The following is a 23751-nucleotide window of genomic DNA, read 5'->3' as shown; positions in this document are numbered from 1 at the left end:
CCTGCGCCTTGGATGCGTCAGAACTGGACGTATAGTCGAACTGCCATGTCGTCCCTATGTCTGGGGCGAAATACGTCCTTCTGGAGTTCCCATGTCGAAGCCGGTCACCATCAACATCCCCCACGAACTCGGCGTGGCCGAGGCCAAGCGGCGGATCGAGAGCGGCTTCGAGCAGCTGGGCGCCCAGATCCCCGGCGGCCTGGCCAACGTCACCAAGGCCTGGCGCGACGACGTGATGGATTTCTCTGCCGTGATCATGGGCCAGACCATCACCGGGAAGCTCAACGTCGCGGCCAATGTGGTGCTGGTCGAGGTCGTTCTGCCTGGGTTCCTGGGGATGATCGCCGGCAAGATCACGGGGCAGGTCAAGAAGCAGGGGACGCTGCTGCTGGAGAAGAAGTAGGGCGCGGCGCTTTAACCCCTCTCTCTTTGAGAGAGGGAGGGGCCCGCGCCGAAGGCGTGGGAGGGTGAGAGGTTACATTCTCTCCGGACAAGGTACGGCTTCGGTGAGGCGTGGATTTGCCGGCAAGCGGTGAAACCCCTCACCCTCCCACCGCTTCGCGGCGGGCCCCTCCCTCTCCCTATGGGAGAGGGGCTTAACGGCTCTATCCCTTCGCGGCCGCCCGCTTGCGGGGCGCGGCCTTGGCGGCGGGCTTCTTCGCGGGCGTCGCCTTGCCCTTCTTCTCGCGCAGGGCCGTGACCTTCTCCAGCCGGTCGTGGGCCCGCTCGGCGGCCGCCTTGCACTGGGCGTGGTAGGCGTCGAGCTCCTTCTCCGACAGCTTTTCGATGCCGACGAAGTCGTTGTCGGCGGTCGAGGTCAGGATCAGCTCGTCGAGCTTGGCCTGGACGGCCTCGCTGTCGCGGTTCTGGGTGTTCTGGATCAGGAACACCATCAGGAAGGTGATGATCGTGGTGCCGGTGTTGATCACCAGCTGCCAGGTCTCGGAGAACTTGAACACCGGCCCGGACACCGCCCACAGGATCACCAGGCCCAGGCAGGCCAGGAAGGTGACGGGGCGGCCAGTCACCTGGGCGGTGGCGTTGGCGAACTTGGCGAAGAACTTTTCCACGGCGGGCTCCAGGCGCTTTGCAGTCAAACGCCGCCGTGGCCGGCTTCGTTCAGCGCCTGCTTCAGAGCCTGCTTCAGAGCCTTCTGGGATCGTGGTCGTGGCGGCCCAGGCTCTCGAACTTGCCTTCCTCGGCCTTGTTGACGAACTGGGCGGCCACCAGCCAGGCCTTCACCGGCCGCAGGGTGGCCAGGCACCCGACGATCAGGGCCGGGAAGGTGGTGACGAAGTGCACCCAGACCGGCGGGTGGTAGGCGACCTCGACCCAGGCGAAGACGAAGGTGACCAGGATGCCGACGCCGCTCATCACGAAGAAGGCCGGGCCGTCGGCCGGCTCGGCGAAGCCGTAGTCCAGGCCGCAGCGGTCGCACGACGGGGCCAGGGCCAGGAAACCCTTGAACAGCTTGCCCTCGCCGCAGCGCGGGCAGCGCTGGCGCAGGCCGCTGATCACCGGCGGCGGATCGAAAAACTCGTCAGCGGGCGTCATGACCCCTACCTACAATCCGAAAATTGATCCATACATTGTTCTGTAAATGTATGGATCAATGATGGGCGACGCAAGGGATCTTCCGGCGGGGGCGGCCTGGCTGCGGCGCGTGGCCGCGGGCGAGGGGCCGATCTACCGGCGGCTGTTCGAGGCCCTGCGCGGCGCCATCGCCGACGGCGAGCTGTCGGCCGGCGAGCAGCTGCCGCCGCAGCGGACGGTGGCGGGCCTGCTGGGCGTCGACTTCACCACCGTCACCCGCGCCTACGCCCTGGCCCGCGAGCAGGGGCTGGTGGAGGGCACGGCCGGGCGCGGCACCTTCGTGCGTCGGCGGGCGGGCGAGGAGGAGGCCGGGCGCGTCGACCTGTCGATGAACCTGCCGCCGCAGCCGGAGGGCCTGTCGCTGGCCGCTCTGCTGCGCGAGACGACGGCGGCGGTGCTGGCCCGCACGGATCCTGCGACCCTGATGGCCTATCACGCCGGCCCCGGCTCGCTGGCGCAGCGGGCGGCGGGGGCGGCCTGGCTGGCGCCGGGCCTGGGTCCTGTCGATCCCGAACGGGTCGTGGTCTGCGCCGGCGCCCAGGCGGCGCTGTCGGCGATCCTGGCGGTGGAGACCGCGCCGGGCGACGCCGTGGTGGTCGAGGCCCTGACCTATCCCGGCCTGCTGGCGGCCCTGGCCGCGCGCGGCGCGCGCGCCGTCGCCTGTGCGATGGATGGGGAGGGGATGGTCCCCGAGGCCCTCGCCGAGCGTCTGGCGCAGAGCGGCGCGCGGCTCGTGGTCGTCACCCCGACCTGGCAGAACCCGACCACGGCGACGATGAGTTCCAAGCGGCGCGCGGCGATCGTCGAGGTCTGCGCTCGGGCCGGCGTCCGCATCGTCGAGGACGACGCCTATGGCCGGCTGCCCGAACCCGCGCCGGCGGCCCTGGCCCGCCTAGCGCCCGAGTGGACGTGGCACGTGGCGACCCTGGCCAAGGCCCTGACGCCGGGCCTGCGCATCGCCTACGTCGCCGCGCCCGATGCGGTCGCCGCCGAGCGCCTAGCCGCCGCCGGCCACGCCCTGTGCCAGATGCCCGCGCCGCTGATGGCGGCGGTGGCGACGGCCTGGATCCGCGAGGGGACGGCCCAGGCGATCCTGGCCGGGGTGCGGGCCGAGGCGCTGGCCCGGCGCGCCCTGGCCGCCGAGATCCTGCCGCGCGCGATTGGCCCGGCCGGCTGCCTCCACGTCTGGCTGGATCGGGTGGAGGCGTTGGCGCCCGAGGGACTGTCGCTGGCGCCCGCCGCCCTGTTCGCCGCGCCCGGCATCGTCGCCCCAGGAACCGCTATGGATGGCGCGCGGCTGTCGCTGGGCGCGCCGGGCAAGCGAGCGGTGCTGGCCTCGGCCCTGCGGCGTCTGGCCTAGGATCGCGGGCACGAAAAAGGGGCGGACCCGGAAGTCCGCCCCTTCGATCGTTCTTGGCCGGCTCAGTCGACCAGCGGTCCTTGCGGCGCGTGGCCGGCGGGGGCCGCCTCGCCGGTCGGCGCCGGCGCGTGGTGCGAGTGGTGGAAGAACCGACCCATCTGCTTGTTCGACCAGTTCTTCACCTGGTCCATGAACACGAACACCACCGGGATGTAGAGCAGCGACAGGAAGGTCGAGGTGATCAGGCCGCCGATGACGGTGATCGCCATCGGGGCCCGGAACTCGACGTCGGCGCCGAAGCCGACGGCGACCGGCACCATGCCCGCGCCCATGGCCACGGTGGTCATCAGGATCGGCCGGGCCCGTTTGTGGGCCGCGTCGATCAGGGCCTCGCGCCGGGTCATGCCGCCCTTCATCGCCATGATCGCGTACTCGACCAGCAGGATCGAGTTCTTGGCGGCGATGCCCATCAGCATCAGGATGCCGATCAGGCTCGACATCGAGAAGCTGCTGTTGACCAGCTTCAAGAGGGCGAAGGCCCCGCCGATGGCCAGCGGCAGGGCGGCCATGATGGTCACCGGGTGGGCGAAGCTGCGGAACAGCAGCACCAGCACGACGTACATCAGCAGCAGGCCGGTCACGAGGGCCATGACGAAGCCGGAGATCATCTCGGCGATGAACTCGGCGTCGCCGGCGGCCACTTCCTTGACGCCGTTGGGCAGCGACTTGACCGAGGGCAGGGCGTGCACCCGCTTGGAGGCGTCGCCGACCACGATACCGTCGAGTTCGGCGGTGATCTCGGCCACGCGCGAGCGGTCCTGGCGGTTGATCTGCGAGGGACCGGCGCCGAAGCGGATGTCGGCCACCGCGTTCAGCGGCACCGAGGCTCCGCTGGACGAGGGCATCTTCAGGGTCTCCAGCACCGACAGGTCCTCGAGCGCGTTCTGCGTCAGGCGCAGGCGGATCGGCACCTGGCGGTCGCCCAGATTGTACTTTGGCAGCGACTGGTCGACGTCGCCGATGGTCGCCACCCGCACGGCCTGCGAGATCGCGCCGGCCGAGACGCCCATGCGGGCGGCCTGGTCGGGACGCGGGGTGACGATGATCTCCGGACGGGCGATCGAGGCGGTGTTGACCACGTTGGCCAGGCCCGGGACCGTGCGCATCTCGGCCTCGACCTTGCGGGCCGCGGCTTCGAGTTCGGGACCGTCGTCGCCGACCAGCCGCAGGGTGTAGCTGCCGCCGTCGCCGGGGCCGCCGCCGCTGTTGCTGCCCGCGCCGATGCGGGCGCCGGGGATCGCCTTGAACTGGTCGACCATCTGGCGCGTGAACAGCTGCTGGTTCATCCGCTCGCCCTTGGGCACCAGGTCGGCGGTGACGCGCGCCTTGTTGACCCCGTCGTTGCCGACCGAGGCGTAGACGCTCTTCACTTCCGGACGGGCCTTCAGTTCGCGGGAGACGCGCTGGGCGATGGCGTCGGTCTCGTCGAGGGTGGAGCCGGGCGGCAGCTCGATCGAGAACGGCGCGCGGCCGCGGTCGGCCGCCGGCTGGAACTCGAACGGCAGCAGCGGGATCAGGGCCAGCGACGCGGCGAAGCTGACGAAGCCGATGATCAGCACCTTCCACTTGTTGCGCAGCGACCAGTTGAGGGCGCGCAGATAGCCCGGCATCCAGAACGGGTCGGTGTCGGGCTTGTGGTGCGGCTTGAGCATGTAGGCGCCCATCAGCGGCGTCAGCATGCGGGCGACCAGCAGCGAGAACAGCACCGAGATGCAGGCGGCCAGGGCGAATGCCTTGAAGAACTGGCCGATGATCCCGGGCATGAAGCCGGTCGGGGCGAACACCGCTACGATGGTGAAGGTGGTGGCCACCACGGCCAGGCCGATCTCGTCGGCGGCCTCCATCGCCGCGTTGTAGGGCGACTTGCCGCCGCGCATGTGGCGGACGATGTTCTCGATCTCGACGATGGCGTCATCGACCAGGATGCCCACGGTCAGCGACAGGGCCAGCAGGGTGACGCCGTTCAGCGACTGGCCCAGCGGGGCCATGATCGCGAAGGTCGGCAGCAGCGACAGCGGGATGGCCACGGCCGCCAGGAAGGTGGCCCGCCAGTCGCGCAGGAACAGCAGCACCACCAGCACGGCCAGCACCGCGCCGAGGATCAGGGCCTCCATCGAGGCCCAGTAGCTTTCCTCAATGTACTTCACGTTCGAGGTCAGCTCGGTGATCGTCAGCTCGGGATGCTCCTTGTCGAGCTTCTCGATGGCCGCGCGGACCTTGTCGGCGACCTTGACCTCGCTGGCGCCGCGCGAGCGGACCATGTTGAAGGTCACGACTTCCTGGTTGTCGGCGCGGGCGCGGTTGCGCGGCTCGGCCCAGCGGTCGGTGACCTCGCCCAGATCGCCCAGGCGCACGGTGCCGCCCGACGACAGCGGGATGCTGGTCTCGCGCAACTGGTCCACCGAGCCGGCCGCGCCGAGGGTGCGGATGGCGCGCTCGGAGCCCGAGACGGTCACCCGGCCGCCGGGCAGGTCGGCGTTGGTGCTGGCCAGGGCCTGGCTGACGGCGGCGGCGGTGACGCCGCGCGCCGACAGGCGGTCGGGATCCAGGGCGACCTGGATCTCGCGGCTGACGCCCCCGAGACGATTGACCTCGCCGATGCCCTTGATGGCCAGCAGGGTGCGGGCGACCTCGTTGTCGACGAACCAGCTGCGCTGCTCCGGCGTCATGTTCGGACCCTTGACCACGTAGGTGATCAGCGGGTCGCCCGAGATGTCGATGCGGGTGACGTTGGGGATCTGCATGTCCTGCGGCAGGGCGGACTGCAGGTTGGACATGGCGTTGCGCACGTCGTTGGTGACGCGCTCGTGGTCGACCCCCAGCTCGAACTCGATCATGGTCGACGAGTAGCCATCGCCCACGGTCGAGGTGATGTGGCGCACCTGGCCCAGGCCCGCGACCGAGTCCTCGATCAGGCGGGTGACCTGGGTCTCCAGCTCGCTGGGGGCGGCGCCCGGGCGCGAGGCCGAGATCACCACCAGCGGCAGGTCGACGTCGGGGTTGTTGTTGATGCGCATGCTGGCGAAGCCGGAAATCCCGGTGATCGTCAGCATCACGAAAAGCATCAGGACGGGGATCGGGTTCTTGATCGCCCAGCGCGAGATGTTGTTGGTGTCCATCGCCGGGCCCTAGCGCTTGGCGGCCGACTGGGCGGGCAGGGTGGGCGCGGGCAGCACGCCCGACACCCGCACCGCGTCGCCGTCGCCCAGGAAGCCGGCGCCCTGCACGATCACGCGCTCGCCGGCCTGCACGCCGTCGACGGCCGTGACCTCGCCGGTGCGGGCCAGGACCGCGACCTTGCGGAACTGGGCCTTGTGCTGGGCGTCGATCAGGAACACCCCCGCCTGGTTCTGGCGGTAGAGGATCGAGGCGCTGGGCACGACGGGCGAGGCCTGGTCGCCGGCCTGGATCTGGGCGCGGGCGAACATCCCGGGGCGGAAGGCGCCCATCGACGACAGGGCGATGCGGGCCACGCCCAGGCGGGTCTGGGTGTCGACCTCGGAGGTGACGAGGCGCACGCGACCTTCGGCCTGGCCGACCTGCTCGGAGGCGATGCGGGCGGGCATGCCGGCCTTGACCACGCCGAGGTCGGTCTCGGGGATCTCGGCGTCCAGCTCCAGGCGGCCGTCGCGGACGATGCGGAAGAGCTCGCTGCCGGCGCTGACGATCTGGCCCTTGGTGACGCTGCGGCGGACGATCAGGCCCGAGACGGGCGCGCGGATCGAGGCCTGGGCCAGGCGGGCGGCGGTCTCGCCCTGGGCGGCCTGGGCCGAGGCCAGCTGGGCGGCGGCGGTGGCCTGCTTGGCCGTGGCGGTGTCGAGCGAGGAGGCCGACAGGAAGCCCTTGGCCTGCAGCTCGCGCGAGCGGCGCAGCGAGGCTTCGGCCTCGGCCAGGGTGGCGCGGGCGCTGGTGACGGCGGCTTCCTGCTGGCGCAGCTGGGCGCGCAGCAGGGTGTCGTTGAGGGCGACCAGCACCTGGCCCTGGCGGACGAACTGGCCTTCCTCGGCGTTGACGGCGACGGCGGTCAGGCCGCCGGTCTCGGCGCCGACCGGCACCTCTTCCCAGGCCGAGATGGTGCCGGAGGCGTTGACCACGCGGGGCAGGGGCAGCACGGCGACCGGCGCGACGCTGACCGTCTGGGCGGCCACGGGCTTCTTGCCCTTGGCCTCGGCCTTCTTTTCCTTGCCGCAGGCGGAAAGGCCGACGGCGGAAACCGTCAGAACCAGGGCCAGCGCCGTCGTGCGCCCGAAAGACCCCTTGAACCCGTAACCCACGACCTGCCCCTTTTTCGTCGAAGTCCCAGCTGGGACTTCTAGACGAGAAACCGGGTTCGCCGAATTAAATCGGGGTAAGGCGCGTCCAGCGGGCAGACGGAGGGGTCAGGCTTCCTTGCGCGCGCCCTGCGCCTCGGTCGCCGAGGCCGCGCGGATCAGCTCCAGCACGTCGACGATGATCGCCTGCATGGCGGTCTGGGCGGCCACGGCGTCGCGGGCGATGATGGCGTTGGCCACGTCCTCGTGCGACGGGATCGAGGCCGTGCGGCCCTTGATGCGGTTGGTGAAGCGGATCGAGATCCGCAGCGCCGTGTTCACCAGCTCGTGCAGCTCGCTGTAGAACGGGTTCTTGGTCGCGCTGAGGATGGCGATGTGGAAGGCGATGTCGGCGGTCAGCGGATCGTCCTCGCCCTCGGCGGCGGCCTTCATCCGGGCCAGGCCCTTGCGGATGGCCTCCAGGCCCGCCTCGTCGGCGTTGCGGGCGGCCAGTGCCGCGGCCACCGGCTCGATGCCCAGGCGCATCTCGGTGAAGTCCGACAGCAGGCGCAGGCTGAACTTGCGCTCAAGCAGCCAGCGCAGCACGTCGGGATCGAGCAGGTTCCAGTTGGCTTCCGGCTCGACCACCGTGCCGTGGCGGGGGCGGGCGCTGAGCAGGCCCTTGGCGGTGAGCATCTTCACCGCCTCGCGCGTCACCGTGCGGCTGGCCCCGAACTTCTTGGACAGCTCGCCTTCGGTCGGAAAGCCGATCTCGGCGTATTCGCCCGTGACGATGGCCTGACCAAGAGATTCCACGAGGCCGTAGGTGAGGCTCAGTCCAGGCTGGGTGCGCATCGCCAAAGTCTTCTTTTCTATACGTCGGACGCGAAACGAATCGCCCCTGTGTAACGTGGTTCGGGCAGACCCGGAACGGTCACGTCATAAGCGAATACATCGCCCGCGCGCGGTTGTCTGACCAATTCGTCTTCCGAGAGCTCGTCGCGGGCCGAAGTGACATACAGCGTGCGAAGGTCATCGCCGCCGAACGCCACGCAGGTGGGCTGGCTGGCGGGGACGTGCAGGGTCTCCAGCACGCGGCCGTCGGGCGCATGGCGCACAACGGTTCCGGCGGCCCAGCGGGCGCTCCACAGGCAGCCTTCGGAGTCGACCGTGGCGCCGTCGGGATAGCCCTCGGTCACCTCGGCGAAGACCCGGCGGTTGCTCAACGTCCCGTCCTCGTCGAGGTCGAAGGCGAAGATGGTCTGCAGCGGGCTGTCGGAAAAATAGGCGGTCTTGCCGTCGGGGCTGAAGGCCAGGCCGTTGGCGATCTGCACGCCGCCGAAGTGGGCGGTGAAGTCGCCGGCGTGGTCCAGACGCCAGACGCTGGCTTCGGCGCGGTGCCGGATGGCCTCGTCCTCGACCATGGTCCCGGCCCAGAAGCGGCCCGAGCGATCGACGCGGCCGTCGTTGAAGCGGCGGCCGTTGGCCTGCGCCTCGACGCGGTGCAGCCACTCGACCTGACCCGAGGCGAGGTCGAACAGGCCAAGGCCCGTCTCGAAGGCGGCGACGACGCGGCCGGCCTCATCGGGAAGCAGGGCGATCGAGCCGATGCGCTCGGGGGCGGCGAAGGTTTCGACCGCGCCGCTGGCGGGGTCGAAGGCGCGCAGGCGGCGGCTCTGGATGTCGGTCCACAGCAGGCGGCCGGCGTGGATGTCCCACACCGGCCCCTCGCCGAGCACGTCGCCGGCCGCGATGATCGCGGCCGGCGTCTGGCTGGAGATCACCACCACGTGGCGTACAGGGCGATGAGGATCAGGATCACGCCCACGCCGGCGATGTTGAAGCCCTTGGTCGTCTTGTAGCTGACGCCCTCGAGGGTCACGACGTTGACCTCCTTCTTCTGCGGGGCGACCAGCGAGACGATCACGGCCGCGGCCAGGGTCAGCAGGAAGACCAGACCCACGCGGTTCATGAACGGCATGCCGAACATGCCCAGCTTGTTGAGGAAGAAGAACAGGCCCGACAGACCCGCGCCGCCGATCGCGGCCACCAGGGCCGAGGCCGTGGTCGCGCGCTTCCAGAACAGGCCCAGCATGAAGATCACCACGATCCCCGGCGTGAAGAAGCCGGTGAAGTCCTGGATGAACTGGAAGGCCTGCTCGGCGCCGCCCAGCAGCGGCTTGGCGGTCAGGATGCCGATCACCACCGCCACGACGGCGGTGATGCGGCCGACCAGCACCAGGTGCTGCTCGGAGGCCTGCGGCTTGGCCTTGGCGTAGAGGTCGAGGGTGAAGATGGTGGCGATCGAGTTGATCTTGGCGGCCAGCGAGGCGACGATCGCGGCCACCAGGGCGGCGAACACCAGGCCCAGCAGGCCGGGCGGCAGCAGCTTCATCATCTCCGGATAGGCCTGGTCGGGCTTGATCGAACCCGGCACCAGCACCAGGGCGGCGATGCCCGGCAGCACCACGATGACCGGCATCAGCAGCTTCAGATAGGCGGCCAGGGCGATGCCCTTCTGGGCTTCCGGCAGGTCCTTGGCGCCGAGGGCGCGCTGGATGATGTACTGGTTGAAGCCCCAGTAGCTGATGTTCATGATCCACAGGCCGCCGAACAGCACGGACAGGCCGGGCAGGTCCTTGTAGTGCGGGCTGGCCTTGTCGAGGATCATGTCGAAGTGTTCGGGGAACTGGGTGGTCAGGTGGTGGAAGCCGCCGATGACGCCGCCCGCGCCGCCGATCTTGTCGAGCGACAGCCAGGCGATGATCAGGCCGCCCATGACCAGCAGGGCCACCTGGACGATGTCGGTCAGGGCCACGGCCTTGAGGCCGCCCCACAGCTGGTAGGCCAGGGCGAAGACGCCGATGGCGGCCAGGGCCATCATCTGGTCCATGCCGGTCACGGTGTGCACGGCGATCGAACCCAGCCACAGGATCGAGGTCAGGTTCACGAAGACGTACAGGCCCAGCCAGAACACGGCCATGATGGTCCGCACGCTGGGGCCGTACCGCTGCTCCAGGAACTGCGGCATCGTGACGATGCCGTTCTTCAGGAACACCGGCAGGAAGAACTTGCCGACGATCAGCAGGGTCAGGGCCGCCATCCACTCGTAGGAGGCGATGGCCAGGCCGATGGCGTAGCCCGAGCCGCTCATGCCGATGATCTGTTCGGCCGAGATGTTGGCGGCGATCAGCGAGGCGCCGATCGCCCACCAGGGCAGAGCCTTCGACGCGAGGAAGTAGTCGGTCGAGTTCTTCTTGTGCCCGCCCTTATCGCGGGAAACCCACTGCGCCAGGCCGAAGATGGCCACGGCGTATATCGCCAGGATGGCGAGATCGATGGTTGCTAGGTTCTTCACGTGGGCTTCCCCCCTTTAGGGCTGCTCTTCGTTATGATCGTTAGACGGCTCAGCCGGCGGTCTGCGCAGTCCAGGCCGCGACCAGGGCGCGGGCGCGCTCGCCGACTTCGGCCGCCGTGTAGCCCGGGCGGTAGAGTTCGCCGCCGACGCCGATGCCGGCCACGCCGATGTCGAGCCAGGGCTTGAGGTTGGCCGCGCCGACGCCGCCGACCGCATAGACCGCGATGTCCTTGGGCAGGACGTCGCGCACGGCCTTCAGGTGACCCGGGCCGAACGAGCCGGCCGGATAGAGCTTCAGCGCCTTCGCGCCGGCTTTCACGGCCGTGAAGGCCTCGGTCGGCGTGGAGAAGCCGGGCATGACGGTCAGGCCCAGCTCGACGGCGCGGGCGATGACCTCGGGGTCGATGTTGGGGGTGACGATCAGCTTGCCGCCGACCGCGGCCACGTCATCGACCGCCTGCGGGGTCAGGACGGTGCCGGCGCCGCACAGGGCCTTGTCGCCGAAGGCCTCGCAGAGCTTGCCGATGCTGACCAGCGGGTCGGGCGAGTTCAGCGGGATCTCGATGTAGCCGATGCCGGCGTCGACGAGGGCTCCGGCGATCGCGACGATTTCGTCGGGCTTCACACCGCGCAGGATGGCGACGATGGGCGGGGCGTCAGGCAAGGACATGGGCATCACGCGTCAATGAGGTGGACAGGGAGGATAGGCCGGCGAGAACGGCGGCGTCGCCGTCGATCTCGAAGCTGTCGCCGCCGGCGGCGGCGATGGCCTTGGCGTAGAGGACGTTCAGGGCCGGGGCGCCGATCAGGGCGACCTTGCCCAGCTGGCCGAACCAGCCGGCCGCGCCGGCGGCGTCGGCGCCGATCAGCAGGCCCGACAGGAAGCCCATGGCGTCGGCCTTGGGCAGGCCGTCGATCAGCTGGCGGCTGCGGGTCTCGAACAGCAGGTGGGGCAGCAGGGCCGCGCCCTTGTCGGTGATCCGCGAGAGGCCCAGGTCGAAGCCTTCAGGCGTCGCGGGCGCATCGCCAGCGGCGGCCTTGGCCAGGATCGAGTGCTCGCGCAGGATGGCGAAGACCTCGCCGACGGGAGCGGTCAGGAACGAGGTGATCGCCCCGTCCTCGACCACGACCCACTTGGTGTGGGTGCCGGGCATGGCCAGCAGGTGGCGGCCGGTCTTCAGTTCCGGGTTCAGCGCCAGGGCGCCGAGGATCTGGGTCTCCTCGCCGCGCATCACGTCGGGACCGCCCAGCGGGTTGGTGCACGACAGGCCCGGCACGATCGAGACGGTCAGGCCCTGGGCCTCGACCTTGACCAGCCGCTCGGTGATCGCCGCGGCGTTGGCGGGGCAGGGGGCGTAGGGGGCTTCGACCCAGCCGTTGCGCGAGCCGACCATGCCGCACAGCAGGATCGTCTCGGGACCGGCTTCACGCCAGTCGCCGACGAGGTCGAGGAAGGTCTGTTCGGGCGAGGCGCTCAGCGAGCCGATGCCGGGGCCGTCGCGGCGGTCCAGCACGCTCTTGCCCTGGCGCAGATAGAGGCGCAGGCGCGAGGTGCCCCAGTCGCCGAAGATGGTGATGGACGGATCGGACGCGACCATCAGCAGGCTCCCCCGTTTCGAGCGCTTCCCTGGTGAAGCCGTCCGGAGTCGTCAGCCTGCGTCATGTTCGTCCCTAAACGCGCGCCTGGCGGGAGTCTTTCACGCCGGGTCGCAAGGCATTTATAATATAATAATGATCGGCGCAAACGGCAGGGTGGTCCAGCCTCCTGTGGGTGTGGTCAGACCATTGTTTCGCCTAGGGGTTTAGGTTTGTAGCGTTTGCGCCTGTGACCCAAAAGCGGCGCCTATAGCGGAAATGATAGCGCTATCAATTTTGGCTTGATGACCACAATTATATGACTATAGCTACCAATCAGATTGTGCGGGGCGGGTTGTCCCGCACGTCACCGGCGCCGATGAGAACGCCGGGGCGGATTCACCTACTGGGGAAGGAAACGGGCATGCGACGCCTCAATAACTCACATCGTTTCATGTTCGGCGCTTCGGTCCTGGCGCTGTGCGCCGTGGCTCCGTTGACAGCGCTGGCGCAGACCGCCGGTACGACCACCGAAGACACCCAGGTCGAAGAGATCGTGGTCACCGGTCAGCGGGCCCAGATCCAGTCGGCCCAGAAGATCAAGCAGAACGCCGAAGTGATCGTCGACTCGATCACCGCCGTCGACATCGGCGCCCTGCCGGACCGCTCGGTCTCGGAAGCCCTGCAGCGCATCTCGGGCATCACCCTGCAACGCACCAACGAAGCGCGCGACCCGGCCCGGATGGCCGCGGAAGGCGGCGGCGTGGCCATTCGCGGCCTGTCGTGGGTGCGTTCGGAAACCAACGGCCGTGACATCTTCTCGGCCAAGAACGGCCGCGGCCTGAGCTTCGAAGACGTGTCGGCCGACCTGCTGGCCGGCGTCGACGTCTACAAGAACCCGTCGGCCGACATGATCGAAGGCGGCATCGGCGGCACGGTCAACCTGCGCACCCGCACGCCCTTCGACCAGAAGGGCCGCCTGTTCGCTTTCTCGGGCGACTACAACTACGGCGAACTTCAGAAGAAGGGCTATTACTCGGGCAACGTGATCGCCAGCGATCGTTGGGACACCAACATCGGCGAATTCGGCGCCCTGCTGGCCTACAGCTATTCGGAAGTCGGCAACCGCACCAACAGCATCTCGGTCGACCGCTACGACCCGATGACCGTCAACGGCAAGACCGTCTATGTGCCCAAGGCCATGGGCTGGCGTTCGGTCGACTGGGAGCAGAAGCGCCAATCCCTGGCCTTCGCCGCCCAATGGCGCCCGAACGACAAGTTCGAGTTCACCCTGCAGGCCATGGGCTCCAAGGCCGATCCGAAGGACCTGGAACGCGCCGCGCTCGTCGAGCAGACGATGACGCAGGAAAACGCCAACGGCTACACCTACAACTCGTCGGGCGTGTTCACCGGCGGCACCGTCAACAACGCCTACTACACGGCCGACACCCGCGCCGGTGAAGGTCACAAGAAGACCGGCGACATCGCCCTGAACGGCAAGTGGTTCGTCAACGACGCCTGGACGATCACGGGCGACCTGCAATACGTGAAGTCGACCTCGAAGACCTCGAGCCTGACCGTCTTCACCCAGCTGACCGACCACAAGAACGCCGACGGCACGGACATCGAGAACGACCTGCCGGACGTCACCTGGGACCTGACCACCAAGGTGCCGACCGTCAGTATCTCGGGCCTGAACAACACCCAGGTGAAGTCGGAATACTACTGGGCCGCCGCGATGGACCACATCGACGAGAGCGAGGCCAGCGAGAAGGTCGCTCGCCTCGACGCGACCTACGAGTTCCCGGAAGACGGCTGGCTGAAGACCTTCCGGTTCGGCGTCCGCGCCACCGACAAGGAATTCGAATCCCGCGAGTCGAGCTGGAACTGGAGCCTGCTGAGCGCCCAGTACTGGGGCGGCGGCACGCCGGTCGCCCTGACCGACAGCGCCACCTCGAACCTGTCCGAGCTTTACACCTTCAAGAACTTCTTCGGCGGCGACGTGCAGGTCCCGGGCTACGCCTGGTTCCCGAGCGCCTCGGTGGTCACCAACGGCGCCCAGAACGCCTACAACCTGCTGAAGTCGACCGAGACGGCCGGCTGGGGCTGGTCGCCGGTCACCACCTACGCCGACGCCAACAACAATAATCAGAACGAGAAGACCTACGCCGGCTACGGCCTGCTGCGCTTTGGTTCCGACACCCCGTTCGGCACGAACATGCCGCTGGACGGCAACATCGGCGTCCGGATCGTGAAGACCGAAGCCACCGCCGGCGCCGGCGCCGCGGTTTCGAGCGCCCCGACCACCAGCTGCGCCACCGGCGTCATCGCCGCCGACCTCGCGCACTGCAACGCCGCCGTGGCCTTCGGCAGCGGCACCCTGACCACCGCGGGCGCCAACAACGACTACACCGACGTCCTGCCCAGCCTGAACCTGCGCTGGCACGTGACGCCGCAACTGCAGATCCGCTTCGCCGCCTCGAAGGCCGTCGTGCGTCCGACGATGGTGCAGCTGCAGCCCTACACGACCCTGGGCTTCAACTTCGCCTCCAGCGGCACCACGGCGACCACCCTGTGGGCGACCGGCACCGGCGGCAACCCGAACCTGCGTCCGACCAAGGCCAACCAGTTCGACCTCAGCGCCGAATGGTACTTCGCGCCGACCGGCAGCCTGACGCTGGCGCTGTTCCGCAAGAACATCAAAGACTACATCTACACCGCCACCAGCACCGAGACCTACGTCCAGAACGGCCAGTCGATCGACTTCGCCGTCACCCGCTACGCCAACGGTTCGGACGGTTCGGTCCAGGGCTTCGAGATCGGCTACCAGCAGTTCTACGACTTCCTGCCGGGCGCCCTGTCGGGCATCGGCGTGCAGGCCAACTACACCTTCATCGACAACGAGGGCGGCGCCAACGCTCCGGCCAGCGTGTTCGACAGCACCCAGGTGGGCGCGGCCAACTCCAAGCTGCCGATCGAAGGCATGTCGGGCCGCAGCTACAACGTCGCCGTGATGTACGAAAAGTACGGCATCTCGGCCCGCCTGGCCTACAACTGGCGTCAGCGCTACCTGCTGACCAGCTCGGCGGCCAACGTCAACGCTCCGGTCTGGTCGCGTGACTACGGCCAGCTGGACGGCTCGGTCTTCTACAGCATCAACAAGCAGTACAAGGTCGGCGTCCAGGCCACGAACATCCTCAAGGAACGCACCGTCCTCGAGGTCGGCTATCCGGAACGCGTCGCCCCCTACAACTGGGTGGAGACCGACCGTCGCGTGGCCTTCGCGGTTCGCGCCGCCTTCTAAGGCGGTCTGACTTGACCTGAAAAAGGGCCCTTCGACGATCCGGACCAGCTATGGTCGGGGCCGTCGGAGGGCTTTTTTGTTGAGGGGCGTCGCGCAAGAGGACGCTCGTGTGGGAGGGCGTGTGTTGGATCAGCCTATTCGCAAGGTCGTCGTGGTGGGCGGGGGAACCGCCGGCTGGATGACGGCCGCGGCGTTCAGCCGGCTGCTGGTCAGCCCGACGGTGCAGGTCGAGGTCGTGGAGTCCGAGGCCATCGGCACGGTCGGCGTCGGCGAGGCCACCATCCCGACCATCCGCAACTTCAACGAAAAGCTGGGCCTCGACGAGGTCGAGTTCATCCGCCAGACCCAGGCCAGCTTCAAGCTGGGCATCGACTTCCGTGACTGGGGCCGGGTCGGCCACCGCTATTTCCACGGCTTCGGCGACTTCGGCGCCGACCACGAGCAGGTGCAGGCCCATCAGCTGTGGAGGCGCCTGCGGGCCCTGGGCGACGACAGCAGCCTGGAGGACTGGTCGCTGCCGACGGCGGCGGCGGCGCTGAACCGCTTCATCCCGCCCAGCCCCGATCCGCGCTCGCCGCTGCACGACTATTCCTACGCCTACCATTTCGACGCCGGGCTCTACGCGGCCTTCCTGCGCCGCTACGCCGAGGCGCGGGGCGTCGTGCGCACCGAAGGCAGGATCGTCGACGTGGCCCTGCGCGGCGCCGACGGCTTCGTCGAGGCCGTGGTGCTGGACGACGGCCGGCGGGTGGAGGGCGACCTCTTCGTCGACTGCTCGGGCTTCCGCGCCCTGTTGATCGAAGGGACCCTGAAGGCCGGGTTCGAGGATTGGTCGCGCTGGCTGCCGTGCGACCGCGCCCTGGCCGTGCCCTGCAAGCTGGGCGGCGACGGCCTGACGCCCTACACCCGCTCGACCGCCCGCGAGGCCGGCTGGCAATGGCGGATCCCGCTGCAGCACCGCATCGGCAACGGCTATGTCTATTCCAGCGCCTTCGTCGACGACCAGCGGGCGGCCGACACCCTGATGTCGAACCTCGATGGCGACGCCCTGGACGATCCGCGTCCGCTGCGCTTCCTGGCCGGCCGTCGCAAGAAGTTCTGGGATCGCAACGTCGTGGCCGTGGGCCTGTCGGGCGGTTTCCTGGAGCCGCTGGAATCCACCTCGATCAGCCTGATCCAGAACGGGATCGCGCGGCTCTTGGAATTCTTCCCCGACCGTCGCTGCGATCCGTTGCTGGCCGACGAGTTCAACCGCGTCTCGGCCCAGGAATACGAGCGCATCCGCGACTTCATCATCCTGCACTACTGCATCAACCAGCGGGACGAGCCGATGTGGCGGCAGGTGCGCGAGGTCGAGCTGCCCGACAGCCTGCAGGCCAAGATCGCGCTCTACAAGGCGCGCGGCCATGTGGCGATCCACGAGGGCGACGGCTTCGCGCGGCCCAGCTGGATCTCGATCTACAACGGCCTGGGCGTGGTGCCCGAGGCCTACGATCCGCTCGCCGACCGCATTCCCGAGGCCGAGTTGCGCCGGCTGATGGATCATCGGCGGGCGGTGATCCGCCATGCCGCCCAGTCGATCCCGACCCAGGCGGCGTTCATCGCCCAGCATTGCGCGGCCGAGCCTATCGGCTGAGACAACGACAAGACCCTTGGGGGAGGGAAACATGCAGGACACCGATCGCAGCCTTCGCAAGATCGTGGTCGTCGGCGGGGGCACGGCCGGCTGGATGGCCGCCGCGGCCCTGTCGCAGCTGGTCGGCGGCCGGTTCGGGGCGATCGAGGTGGTCGAGTCCGACGAGATCGGCACGGTCGGGGTGGGGGAGGCGACGATCCCGCCGCTGCATCTCTTCCACGCCCTGCTCGGTATCGACGAGAACGCCTTCGTCCGCGCGACCCAGGGGGCGTTCAAGCTCGGCATCGAGTTTCGCGACTGGGGCCGCAAGGGCGGGCGCTACTTCCACCCGTTCGGGGCCTACGGCGCGCCGATGGGGCTGTCGCCGTTCCACCAGACCTGGCTGCGGGCCAGGGCCGAGGGGGTGGCGGACGACCTCGACGCCTACAATCTGGCCGCCAGCGCCGCGCCCCTGAACCGCTTCGTGCGCCCGCCGGCCGGCCAGGCGCCGCCGGTGTTCTCGACCTTCGGCTACGCCTTCCATTTCGACGCCTCGCTCTATGCGAAGTTCCTGCGCCGCTTCGCCGAGGCGCGGGGCGCGCGGCGGACGGAGGGCAAGATCGTCGACGTCGCCCTGCGCGACGAGGACGGCTTCGTCGAGGCCGTGACGCTGGAGGACGGCCGCCGCATCGAAGGCGACTTCTTCATCGACTGCTCGGGGTTCCGGGGACTGCTGATCGAGCAGGCCCTGAAGACCGGCTACGAGGACTGGAGCCATTGGCTGCCCTGCGACCGCGCCCTGGCGGTTCCCAGCGCCAACGTCGGCCCGCTGACGCCCTATACGCGGTCTACCGCCGAGGCGGCCGGCTGGCGCTGGCGAATCCCGCTGCAGCACCGAACGGGCAACGGCCACGTCTATTGCAGCGCCCACATCAGCGACGACGAGGCGGCTTCGGCCCTTCTGGCGGGGCTGGACGGCGAGGCCCTGGCCGATCCGCGTCCGCTGCGGTTCACGCCCGGCCGCCGGCGCAAGGCCTGGAACCGCAACGTCTTGGCCCTGGGCCTGGCTTCCGGCTTCATCGAGCCGCTGGAGTCGACCAGCATCCACCTGATCCAGACGGCGATCACGCGGCTGTTCAGCTACTTCCCCGACCGCGACTTCGACCCGGCCACGGTCGACGAATACAACCGGCTGTCGGCGCAGGAGTTCGAGGAGGCGCGCGACTTCGTCATCCTGCACTACGCGGTCGGCGAGCGTGACGACACCGAACTGTGGCGCTACTGCCAGGCGATGAGCCTGCCAGGCAGCCTGCGTCGCAAGATCGACCTCTATCGCGGCCACGGCCGGATCCACGTCCAGCCCAACGAACTCTTCAAGGAGCACAGCTGGCTGGCGGTGCTGGAGGGGCAGGGGGCGCGACCCGAGCGACTTGATCCCCTGGCGGACCTGATCGACGGCGCGGCCCTGCGCGGTCAGCTGGGCGCGATCCAGGCGGCGGTGCGCCAGACCGCGCAAGCCTTGCCTTCCCACGAGGCGTTCATCGCCAGCCATTGCCGCGCGGAGGCGTGATCCCGCAAAAAATGGGCTGACAACGCTATCAATTCCCTTGCGCCGTCATTTGTATGATTATACATATGACGAGTGGCGCCGAGGTCGCGAAAGCGACTGTTCGGCCGTGCGGATCTCCTGCGAGGTCTGCCAGCGCGCCGCGCGAACCACCTCCCCGGTCTCGCGCGAAGTCTTTTCAACCGCGCATCGCCTCCTGCGGGCGATGCGCGGATTTTTTTGCCTTTTATCCAACTGTTACAAAGAGTTGCTGAGCGACGTGACGCTCGACGAAGGCCGTGAAAACCGGTTGCAATCGCGGCTGCCTCGGCTAATTGTCCTATTTATAAGAATGGTAGCGGTAACGAGTTGGCGGGGCTGAAGTCTCTCGCGCGACCGCCGGATCGGGAGGAGGCGAGGGGACATGTCCATTCCCTTTGACAGCGCTTACTTCCGCGGCGAACGCTCGATGCAGGCTTAAGGTCCGACCAGCCGGCCAGCAGGAGGTTTTCGCGTGACGTTTCGAACCCGTAAGCACGGGCTCGCCGCCCTAGGCGCGATCCTCAGCCTGTCGCTGGCCGCCCCGGCCTTCGCCCAAGCCCCGCTGCCCAAGCTGGTGACCAAGAACGGCAAGCACGCCCTGCTGGTCGACGGCAAGCCGTTCCTGATGCTGGGCGTCCAGGCCAACAACGCCGCCAACTATCCCTCGCAACTGCCCAAGGTGTGGCCGGCGGTGAAGGCCCTGAACGCCAACACCCTGGAGATCCCGGTCGCCTGGGAGCAGATCGAGCCGGTCGAGGGCAAGTTCGACTTCTCCTATGTCAACCTGCTGTTGAAAGAGGCCCGCGAGAACGACACCAAGCTGGTGATCCTGTGGTTCGCCACCTGGAAGAACAACGGCCCGCAGTACGCCCCTGAATGGGTCAAGCTCGACAACAAGCGCTTCCCCCGGCTGATCAACGGCAAGGGCGAGATGAAGAACTCGCTGTCGCCGCACTTCCGCGCGACGCTGGAGGCCGACAAGAAGGCCTTCGTCGCGCTGATGCGCCACCTGAAGGCCGCCGACCCGGACCACACCGTGATCATGGTCCAGCCCGAGAACGAGGTCGGCGCCTACAGCGCCATCCGCGACTTCTCGCCGACCGCCCAGAAGATCTTCGATGGGCAGGTTCCGAAGGAGCTACTCAAGGCCATGGGCAAGAAGCCCGGGACCTGGAAGGACGTGTTCGGCAAGGACGCCGACGAGTTCTTCTACGCCTGGTCCATCGGCCGCTATGTCGATGAGATCGCCGAAGCCGGCAAGCGCGAGCTGCCGCTGCCGATGTACGTCAACGCCGCCCTGCGCGACCCCTTCCACGACCAGGACCCGTTCACCTATTCGTCGGGCGGCCCGACCTGGAACGTGCTCGACGTCTGGAAGGCCGCCGCCCCGTCGATCGACGCCCTGGCCCCCGACATCTACATGCGCGAGAGCGAGAAGGTCCGGAAGACGCTGGAGCAGTACGGCCGCGCCGACAATCCGCTGTTCGTGCCGGAGATCGGCAGCGACAAGGCCTACGCCCGCTACATCTACGACGTGCTGGGCCATCAGGGCATCGGCTTCGCGCCGTTCGGCCTCGACTACACCGGCTATTCCAACTACCCGCTCGGCGCCAAGACGGTCGACGCCAAGACGCTGGAGAACTTCGGCGTCCACTACCGCCTGCTGGCCCCGATGGCCCGCGAGTGGGCCAAGCTCTCGTTCGAGGGCAAGGTCTGGGGCGTGGGCGAGCAGGAGGGCGGCAAGCCCGAGACCCTCGACCTGGGCGGCCGCTGGAACGTGCGCGTCACCTACGGCGAATGGCAGTTCGGCTCGATCGAGGCGCCGTGGATGGCCAAGGCCGAGAAGCAGCCCGACCGCGAGATCCCCGACGCCGGCGCCCTGATCGCCCAGCTCGGCCCCGACGAGTTCCTGATCACCGGCTATCGCGCCCGCCTGACCTTCGGCTCGGCCAAGGGCGAGCAGTTCATGGTCTCGCGGGTCGAGGAAGGCCACTTCGACGAGGCGGGCCAGTGGGTGTTCGACCGCGTCTGGAACGGCGACCAGGTCGACTACGGCCTGAACCTGACCACCTTGCCCCAGATCCTGAAGGTGAAGCTGGCGACCTACTAGGTCGTCGGTTTCTCCCCACAAAAAGACAACGAGAACAGGGAAGAACGAAGACATGCGCAGCATCTATCGGGGCGGCGGCCTGGCCGCTGGCCTGGCCCTCTCCCTGCTGGCCTCGACCAGCGCCTTCGCCCTCGACGGGGCCTTCGAGAAGACCGCCGACGGCGTGGTCGTCACCCCCGCCTCGGGCCCGGCCAAGAAGGTCCGGCTGCAGGTGATGGGCGAGCGGATCATCCACGTCACCGCCTCGCCGACCGACACCTTCGACGCCCCGCCCAGCCTGATGGTCACGGCCAAGCCGGTCACCACCGGCTTCACGGTCGACGAAAAGGGCGGGGTGCTGACGCTGAAGACGGCCAAGGCCACGGCGCAGGTCTCGCTGAGCGACGGCACGGTCGACTTCCTCGACGCCAAGGGCCGCAAGATTCTGGGCGAGCGCGACCGCGGCGCCTTCACCCCGACCAAGGTCGAGGGGCAGGACTTCTACGTCGTCCGCCAGCAGTTCAATCCGGGTACGGACGAGGCCTTCTATGGCCTGGGTCAGCACCAGAACGGCCAGATGGACTACAATGGCCAGGACGTCGAACTGCTGCAGTACAACCGCTCGATCGCGGTGCCGATGCTGCTGTCCTCGCGCGGCTACGGCCTGCTGTGGGACAACAACTCGATCACCCGCTTCGGCAACCCGATCCCCTATGACGTCGCCTCGCGCGACCTGAAGATCTTCGACGCCGACGGCAAGGCCGGCGGCTTCACGGCCAAGTACTACCAGAACGGCCAGCTGAAGGTGACGCGGGTCGAGAAGGACATCGACTACCGCTTCCTCAAGGACCTGCCCAACTGGCCCTCGGAGCTGCAGACGGCCGAGAAGAAGCTCCAGCCAGGCCAGACCGTGGTGTGGGAAGGCGCGATCCAGACCGACAAGGCCGGCGAGCACAATTTCAAGCTCTATTCGAGCAGCTACGCCAAGGTCTGGCTGGACGGCCACCTGGTCATCGACCGCTGGCGCCAGAACTGGAACCCCTGGTATCACAACTTCGACGCCAAGCTGACGCCAGGCAAGAAGCACAAGATCCGCGTCGAGTGGACGCCGGACGACGGCTATATCGGCCTGCTGCACAACGACCCGATGCCGAGCGCCGACCGTCACTCGCTGCAGTTCACCTCGGAAGTCGGCAAGGCCATCGACTACTACTATGTCGGCGGCGACGACCTGGATCAGGTGGTGGCCGGCTATCGCGACCTGACCGGCTCTGCGGTGATGATGCCGCGCTGGGCCTACGGCTTCTGGCAGTCGCGCCAGCGCTACGAGACCCAGGACCAGATCGTCGGCGTGGTGAAGGAGTACCGCAAGCGCGGCCTGCCGCTCGACAACATCGTCATGGACTGGCGCTACTGGAAAGACCCCGAGTGGGGCACGCACAAGTTCGACGAGACGCGCTTCCCCGACCCGCAGAAGATGATCGACGACATCCATGGGCTGAACGCCCACTTCATGATCTCGATCTGGCCGAAGTTCTATCCGACCACGGACAACTACAAGGAGCTCGACGCGGCCGGTCACATGTACCACCGCAATGTCGAGCAGGGCGCGCTGGACTGGGTGGGTCCCGGCTATCTGAACTCGTTCTACGACCCCTACACCCAGGAAGCGCGCGACATCTATTGGCGTCAGGTGAAGAAGAACCTGAAGGTCTACGGCGTCGACGCTTGGTGGATGGACGCCTCCGAGCCCGACCTGCACTCCAATGTCGACGTGCCCGAGCGTACCCTGCGCATGAGCCCGACGGCGCTCGGCCCGGGCGCGGAGTACTTCAACAGCTACGCGCTGGAGCACACCCGCGGCGTCTATGAGGGCGAGATCAAGGACAATCCGGACGTCCGTCCGTTCATCCTGACCCGCTCGGGCTTCGGCGGCCTGCAACGCAACGCCTCGGCGGTGTGGAGCGGCGACGTCGTGGCCCGCTGGGACGACTTCCGCGACCAGATCTCGGCCGGCGTGAACCTGTCGATGTCGGGCATCCCCAACTGGACCACCGACATCGGCGGCTTCTCGGTCGAGAAGCGCTACGAGAGCAAGGACCCCGCCCACTGGGCCGAGTGGCAGGAGCTGAACCTGCGCTGGTTCCAGTTCGGCGCCTTCAGCCCGCTGTTCCGCAGCCACGGCGAGCTGCCGTTCCGCGAGATCTACGAACTCGCCGACGAAGGCAGCGACGTCTACAAGTCGCTGGCCTGGTACGACGAGCTTCGCTACCGGCTGATGCCCTATGTCTACACCCTGGCGGCCGACACCTATCACCGCGATGGCAGCATGATGCGCGGCCTGGTGATGGACTATCCGGCCGACGTGAAGGCCCGCAGCGTCGCCGACGAGTACCTGTTCGGCGACGACTTCCTCGTGGCCCCGGTGACGCAGTTCAAGGCCCGCTCGCGCGGCGTCTACCTGCCGGCCGGAACCTGGTACGACTTCGAGACCGGCAAGGCCTTCAAGGGCGGCCAGACGGTCAAGGCCGACGCGCCGCTGGCCCGCATGCCGCTGTTCGTCAAGGCCGGCGCCATCGTGCCGACCACCGACGTCCAGCAGTATGTCGGCGAGAAGCCCGACGCGCCGATCACCCTGCTGGTCTTCACCGGCAAGGACGGCAAGTACGAGCTCTATGAAGACGACGGCCTGTCCAACGGCTACGCCCGCGGCGCCTGGGCCCGCACGCCGATCTCCTATGACGACGCCAGCGGTCGGGTGACCATCGGCGCCCGCTCGGGCGGCTTCAAGGGTCTGGTCGAGAAGCGCACCTTCAAGGTCCGCTTCATCGGCAAGGGCGCCAAGCCGACCGACTTCGACGCGGCGGCCGACCTGACCGTCGAATACGAGGGCCAGCCGGTGGTGCTGACCCGGAAGTAGGTTCACATCATGTGAGCCAGCGAGGGCCCGGCGGCGACG

Annotated in this window: 16 protein-coding genes; 7 read left to right on the top strand and 9 right to left on the bottom strand. The window is 68.1% G+C overall.

Features of this window, described 5'->3' with window-relative positions:
- The first annotated feature begins 91 nt into the window (after positions 1 to 91).
- Positions 92 to 403: a polyhydroxyalkanoic acid system family protein gene (locus AC2YHT_RS01035; RefSeq protein WP_110117994.1), complete on the top strand. Its 312-nt coding sequence runs from the start codon at positions 92 to 94 to the stop codon at positions 401 to 403.
- A 202-nt stretch (positions 404 to 605) separates the two neighbouring features.
- Here the strand turns inward: AC2YHT_RS01035 and AC2YHT_RS01030 are convergent, their stop codons facing one another.
- Together AC2YHT_RS01030 and AC2YHT_RS01025 are read right to left on the bottom strand one after the other, a co-directional pair.
- Positions 606 to 1070: a low affinity iron permease family protein gene (locus AC2YHT_RS01030; RefSeq protein ID WP_487287746.1), complete on the bottom strand. Its 465-nt coding sequence runs from the start codon at positions 1068 to 1070 to the stop codon at positions 606 to 608.
- Between the two features lie 73 nt (positions 1071 to 1143).
- A complete protein-coding gene (locus tag AC2YHT_RS01025) occupies positions 1144 to 1554 on the bottom strand; it encodes a DUF983 domain-containing protein (protein WP_487287745.1) in 411 nt (136 codons plus the stop codon).
- A gap of 61 nt (positions 1555 to 1615) precedes the next feature.
- Here AC2YHT_RS01025 and AC2YHT_RS01020 point away from each other — a divergent pair, with 61 nt between their 5' ends.
- Positions 1616 to 2953, top strand: a complete 1338-nt coding sequence (locus AC2YHT_RS01020) for an aminotransferase-like domain-containing protein (protein ID WP_487287744.1) — start codon at positions 1616 to 1618, stop codon at positions 2951 to 2953.
- Positions 2954 to 3015: 62 nt separating this feature from the next.
- On the opposite strand, the gene AC2YHT_RS01015 is transcribed toward AC2YHT_RS01020, so the two are convergent.
- From AC2YHT_RS01015 to AC2YHT_RS00985, 7 genes are all read right to left on the bottom strand, one after another.
- Positions 3016 to 6132, bottom strand: a complete 3117-nt coding sequence (locus AC2YHT_RS01015) for an efflux RND transporter permease subunit (protein WP_487287743.1) — start codon at positions 6130 to 6132, stop codon at positions 3016 to 3018.
- Positions 6133 to 6141: 9 nt separating this feature from the next.
- Positions 6142 to 7287 (bottom strand): efflux RND transporter periplasmic adaptor subunit, encoded by a 1146-nt coding sequence (locus AC2YHT_RS01010; RefSeq protein ID WP_487287742.1) that lies wholly within the window; start codon positions 7285 to 7287, stop codon positions 6142 to 6144.
- A 105-nt stretch (positions 7288 to 7392) separates the two neighbouring features.
- Positions 7393 to 8118 carry a FadR/GntR family transcriptional regulator gene (locus AC2YHT_RS01005; protein WP_110117987.1) on the bottom strand — a complete coding sequence of 242 codons (726 nt, stop codon included), beginning with the start codon at positions 8116 to 8118 and terminating at the stop codon, positions 7393 to 7395.
- Between the two features lie 17 nt (positions 8119 to 8135).
- On the bottom strand, positions 8136 to 9053 hold the full coding sequence (locus AC2YHT_RS01000) for an SMP-30/gluconolactonase/LRE family protein (RefSeq protein WP_487287741.1): 918 nt from the start codon (positions 9051 to 9053) through the stop codon (positions 8136 to 8138).
- Positions 9044 to 10621: a sodium/sugar symporter gene (locus tag AC2YHT_RS00995; RefSeq protein ID WP_487287740.1), complete on the bottom strand. Its 1578-nt coding sequence runs from the start codon at positions 10619 to 10621 to the stop codon at positions 9044 to 9046. Before AC2YHT_RS00995 ends, AC2YHT_RS01000 begins: the two co-directional genes overlap by 10 nt.
- 49 nt (positions 10622 to 10670) lie before the next feature.
- Positions 10671 to 11291 (bottom strand): 2-dehydro-3-deoxy-6-phosphogalactonate aldolase, encoded by a 621-nt coding sequence (locus AC2YHT_RS00990; protein WP_487287739.1) that lies wholly within the window; start codon positions 11289 to 11291, stop codon positions 10671 to 10673.
- On the bottom strand, positions 11278 to 12219 hold the full coding sequence (locus AC2YHT_RS00985) for a 2-dehydro-3-deoxygalactonokinase (RefSeq protein ID WP_110117983.1): 942 nt from the start codon (positions 12217 to 12219) through the stop codon (positions 11278 to 11280). The genes AC2YHT_RS00990 and AC2YHT_RS00985 overlap by 14 nt, the downstream gene beginning before the upstream one ends.
- A gap of 401 nt (positions 12220 to 12620) precedes the next feature.
- Between AC2YHT_RS00985 and AC2YHT_RS00980 the strand changes: the two genes are divergently transcribed.
- From AC2YHT_RS00980 to AC2YHT_RS00960, 5 genes are all read left to right on the top strand, one after another.
- Positions 12621 to 15500, top strand: a complete 2880-nt coding sequence (locus AC2YHT_RS00980; protein ID WP_487287738.1) for a TonB-dependent receptor — start codon at positions 12621 to 12623, stop codon at positions 15498 to 15500.
- 121 nt (positions 15501 to 15621) lie between these two features.
- Positions 15622 to 17136 (top strand): tryptophan halogenase family protein, encoded by a 1515-nt coding sequence (locus AC2YHT_RS00975; protein WP_487287737.1) that lies wholly within the window; start codon positions 15622 to 15624, stop codon positions 17134 to 17136.
- A gap of 31 nt (positions 17137 to 17167) precedes the next feature.
- Positions 17168 to 18685, top strand: coding sequence for a tryptophan halogenase family protein (locus tag AC2YHT_RS00970; protein ID WP_487287736.1), 1518 nt, complete (start codon positions 17168 to 17170; stop codon positions 18683 to 18685).
- Positions 18686 to 19175: 490 nt separating this feature from the next.
- Entirely contained in the window at positions 19176 to 20813 is a 1638-nt protein-coding gene (locus tag AC2YHT_RS00965; protein WP_487287735.1) for a DUF5597 domain-containing protein, read from the top strand.
- Between the two features lie 52 nt (positions 20814 to 20865).
- A complete protein-coding gene (locus AC2YHT_RS00960; RefSeq protein WP_487287734.1) occupies positions 20866 to 23712 on the top strand; it encodes a TIM-barrel domain-containing protein in 2847 nt (948 codons plus the stop codon).
- Positions 23713 to 23751 lie beyond the last annotated feature (39 nt).

The organism is Caulobacter sp. SRI_008, assembly GCF_057586355.1.
The sequence above is the reverse complement of the archived record's forward strand: the minus strand, read 5'-3'. Positions and strand labels throughout refer to the sequence as shown.

What these genes read in the sequence shown, in the direction of transcription:
- AC2YHT_RS01035 (WP_110117994.1), top strand. Translation starts at nt 92, where the DNA reads ATGTCGAAGCCGGTCACCATCAACATCCCCCACGAACTCGGCGTGGCC.
- AC2YHT_RS00990 (WP_487287739.1), bottom strand. Translation starts at nt 11,291, where the DNA reads ATGTCCTTGCCTGACGCCCCGCCCATCGTCGCCATCCTGCGCGGTGTG.
- AC2YHT_RS01025 (WP_487287745.1), bottom strand. Translation starts at nt 1,554, where the DNA reads ATGACGCCCGCTGACGAGTTTTTCGATCCGCCGCCGGTGATCAGCGGC.
- AC2YHT_RS01015 (WP_487287743.1), bottom strand. Translation starts at nt 6,132, where the DNA reads ATGGACACCAACAACATCTCGCGCTGGGCGATCAAGAACCCGATCCCC.
- AC2YHT_RS01005 (WP_110117987.1), bottom strand. Translation starts at nt 8,118, where the DNA reads ATGCGCACCCAGCCTGGACTGAGCCTCACCTACGGCCTCGTGGAATCT.
- AC2YHT_RS00980 (WP_487287738.1), top strand. Translation starts at nt 12,621, where the DNA reads ATGCGACGCCTCAATAACTCACATCGTTTCATGTTCGGCGCTTCGGTC.
- AC2YHT_RS00960 (WP_487287734.1), top strand. Translation starts at nt 20,866, where the DNA reads ATGCGCAGCATCTATCGGGGCGGCGGCCTGGCCGCTGGCCTGGCCCTC.
- AC2YHT_RS00970 (WP_487287736.1), top strand. Translation starts at nt 17,168, where the DNA reads ATGCAGGACACCGATCGCAGCCTTCGCAAGATCGTGGTCGTCGGCGGG.
- AC2YHT_RS01020 (WP_487287744.1), top strand. Translation starts at nt 1,616, where the DNA reads ATGGGCGACGCAAGGGATCTTCCGGCGGGGGCGGCCTGGCTGCGGCGC.
- AC2YHT_RS00985 (WP_110117983.1), bottom strand. Translation starts at nt 12,219, where the DNA reads ATGGTCGCGTCCGATCCGTCCATCACCATCTTCGGCGACTGGGGCACC.